This is a genomic window from Frankia sp. CeD (genome assembly GCF_000732115.1).
GTDB lineage: Bacteria > Actinomycetota > Actinomycetes > Frankiales > Frankiaceae > Frankia > Frankia casuarinae.
Window position 1 is genome coordinate 1 of sequence record NZ_JPGU01000098.1, and the last position, 2,890, is coordinate 2,890.

The 2,890-nt window shown below is 67.1% G+C and carries 4 protein-coding genes; all 4 read left to right on the top strand.

Features of this window, described 5'->3' with window-relative positions; genetic code table 11:
- Positions 1 to 350, top strand: a 350-nt coding sequence (locus tag CED_RS20995) for a transposase (RefSeq protein ID WP_035913663.1), incomplete at its 5' end; no start/stop codon positions are given.
- Positions 351 to 647: 297 nt separating this feature from the next.
- Positions 648 to 1,472: a toll/interleukin-1 receptor domain-containing protein gene (locus CED_RS21000; protein WP_255361144.1), complete on the top strand. Its 825-nt coding sequence runs from the start codon at positions 648 to 650 to the stop codon at positions 1,470 to 1,472.
- A 525-nt stretch (positions 1,473 to 1,997) separates the two neighbouring features.
- A complete protein-coding gene (locus tag CED_RS21005; protein WP_035913665.1) occupies positions 1,998 to 2,303 on the top strand; it encodes a hypothetical protein in 306 nt (101 codons plus the stop codon).
- The gene (locus tag CED_RS21010) at positions 2,303 to 2,695 is read left to right on the top strand and encodes a recombinase family protein (RefSeq protein WP_035913666.1); all 393 of its coding nucleotides are present in this window, start codon (positions 2,303 to 2,305) and stop codon (positions 2,693 to 2,695) included. Before CED_RS21005 ends, CED_RS21010 begins: the two co-directional genes overlap by 1 nt.
- The last annotated feature ends 195 nt before the right edge of the window (positions 2,696 to 2,890 follow it).

The following is a 2,890-nucleotide window of genomic DNA, read 5'->3' on the forward strand; positions in this document are numbered from 1 at the left end:
CCCGCCGTAAGAAGACCACGACCAGCCCGGCTGCGACCTCGACCGAGGAGTTCTACCTGGTCACGAGCCTGTCCACCGACCAGGCCAGCCCCGCGCAGCTGGCCCGGTGGGCTCGTGGCCACTGGACGGTCGAGGCCATTCACCATGTCCGCGACCGGACCATGGACGAGGACCGCCACACCATCCGCACCAAGAACGCCGCCCTGAACTGGGCCATCGCCCGCGATACCACGATCAGCGCACTACGCCTGGCAGGCTACAAGAACATCAGACAGGCCCGCCGAGCCACCATCAGAGACCCTGGGCTCGTCCTCCAGATCATCGCCCTGACCAGCCAAAACAGACTTTGACGGAGCCCTGGTATCCGGGCGTCTTTCTCACGTCCGGCTCTCCCTTCCCCGGACGTGGGAGGGCCTCGGAGGCCTCGGGGCGGGAGGATAAGGATCCCCCCGGGGCGGTCCAGCGGAGTCGGGCAGGTGCCGTCGTTCAGCGTCCCGCGCGGCGGCTGTTCTTCCTGCCGAGGTGTCAACTGCCGCGTATCGTCGCGCAAACGAAAGTACACCGTGTCCTATATCACAGATTCGGGGGCCCGCGGAGTCCGTAGTAGGACGACCTGACGCGGTCTGTGCCGGTGGCACACTGGCCGGGTGACCGACGGGGGCAACACGGACGACGCGACCGGTTCCGATCCGGACTGGGACTTCTTCGTCTCGTACACGGCAGTTGATCGCGAATGGGCGGAGTGGATCTCCTGGCAGCTCGAAGCAGACGGCTACCGCGTCCTCGTCCAAGCCTGGGACTTCGTCCCCGGATCGAACTGGCAGATCCGCATGCAACAAGGCGTCCAACACGCCCGACACACCCTCGCCGTACTCTCCGGCGCCTACCTGACCTCGATCTACGGCCATGCCGAATGGCAAGCCGCCCACGCCGCCGACCCTCACGGCTTCAAACGCAAACTCCTCCCGGTACGGGTCGAAGACTGCCCACGGCCAGGACTCCTCGGCGCCGTCGTCTCCATCGACCTGTTCCACCACGACGCCGACAAAGCCGGCCGACACCTCCTCGACCACGTCCGCCACACCCTCACCGGACGCGCTAAACCCACCACACCCCCCAACTTCCCCACACACCGACCGAACCCACCAACCCACGAACCGGCCTTCCCCGCAAACGAACCCGCACCCACCGACACATCCCCTGACCCGCATGACCAGCAGAGCACCGAAGATCTACTCGCCCACCAACGCCGCACCCTCGGCCCCGATCACACCCACACCCTCGCGACCGCCAACTTGCTCAGGTCGCCCCTGGGCAACCTTGGCGAGCACGCCGCGGCACGCACCCTGTTCGAGGACNCCCTCACCCGCCAACGCGCCACCCTCGGCCCCGACCACACCAATACCCTCACGACCGCCATGGCGCTCGGCTGGACCCTGGATCGGCTTGGAAAGCGGCATCTCGGACGTTAGTGATCATTCGGAAAAGATGCCCCCCGGCTGGGTGTATTTGCGCTTTCGGGATCTTCATCGCAGAACCGAAAGTACACCGTGATCTGCGACACAGAACCGAAGTGGATGCGGACGTCCTGCGGCGATCCATACAGGTGGCGACCGTAGTACTTGGTTGGAGTCTCTGGGGATGCCGCCCGACGGTCGGGCCGACTGGGCGCCGAACCTCGCTCGCAGCTCGGTCCGGCTCTCCGTCCCAGCCCTTGGTCTGGCGCTCGCTCCGCACCTCGGGGCTGCCCGCATGGGGTCCGACGACACGAACGGCCATTCCATGAATGGAGGCAGGAAACGGTGACCATGCCGGCAAAAAACGGCGTGGGCGTTTCCTGTGAAACATTCCCATCCGCGCGAAATGCCTGCATGGTGTGGATCTTCAGGGTCTTATGGATGGTGGAAGGTAAGTGAATAGGCGGCCCGGAGTGGTGTTACCAGCACCAATCTCCGGGCCTTGATCCCAAATCCTGCGTGAACAGGAGTGTGGAACCCATGGCCATGGTGCCATATGGGCCGATCGGTGGCGGTAACCGGTCGGTGACGAGCGTGGATCTCCAGGTGCATCCGGCGGAGTCGGCGGATGTGCATCTTCCGATGCCGGGTCCTCGGTTCTCGGTGATGCGTCCGACCCTGCTGCTTCCGGCCGGGGTGCGGGTGAGCGTGGCCAGTGACATGCCGTACGACGTGGCGGCGCGCTGGTGGGACTCGCTGACGGTCGCGGGGTCGGCGGCGAGCCAGTGGTACTACTCGCAGATCAACGGCTGGCCCGGTGGTCATCGTCGGGACGGGGGCCGGTGATGGCGGGCTCGCTGCGGGCGTTGCACTTCATCCGTCAGGATGCCGGCGGCTACGGCGACCTGGCAGACCAGCGGGCGGTGTTCGCGGCGGCGTGCACGGCGCGCGGCTGGCAGGCCGGAGGTGCGGTCCGTCAGATCGGGTCGGGCCCGCACGCCTGGTCGGCGGTCGTCCGGCTGGTCAGGTCGGGGGCGTACGGCGTGGTCGTGGTCGACACGCTGGAACGGCTCGCGGCCACCGAAACCGGGCGGATGGCGGTCCTGGGCCTGCTGCGCCGGACGGGGGTGCGGCTGCTGGTCGCACGCGAACCCCTCGACACCGGCGACGCGATCGGCCGTGCCCTCGCCGATTCCCTGCTCGACCCGGAGGAACAGCGGACACCGCTCGCGGCATGACCTGACCCACGGCTGANCAAACCCGGGTTCGGGGGCTTCCACGCCACCCGACCCGGGTTTTGATCTTTCACAGAGCCCCGGCTGAGCTGATCTCCTCCGTCGGTCGGGCGGCGGAGGCGATCAGCGGACGTGCCGCGCCTTCCCCCTCCTCCAGAGTGAGGGCCGGGGTTTGGGGCGGAGCCCCAACAACCAGCA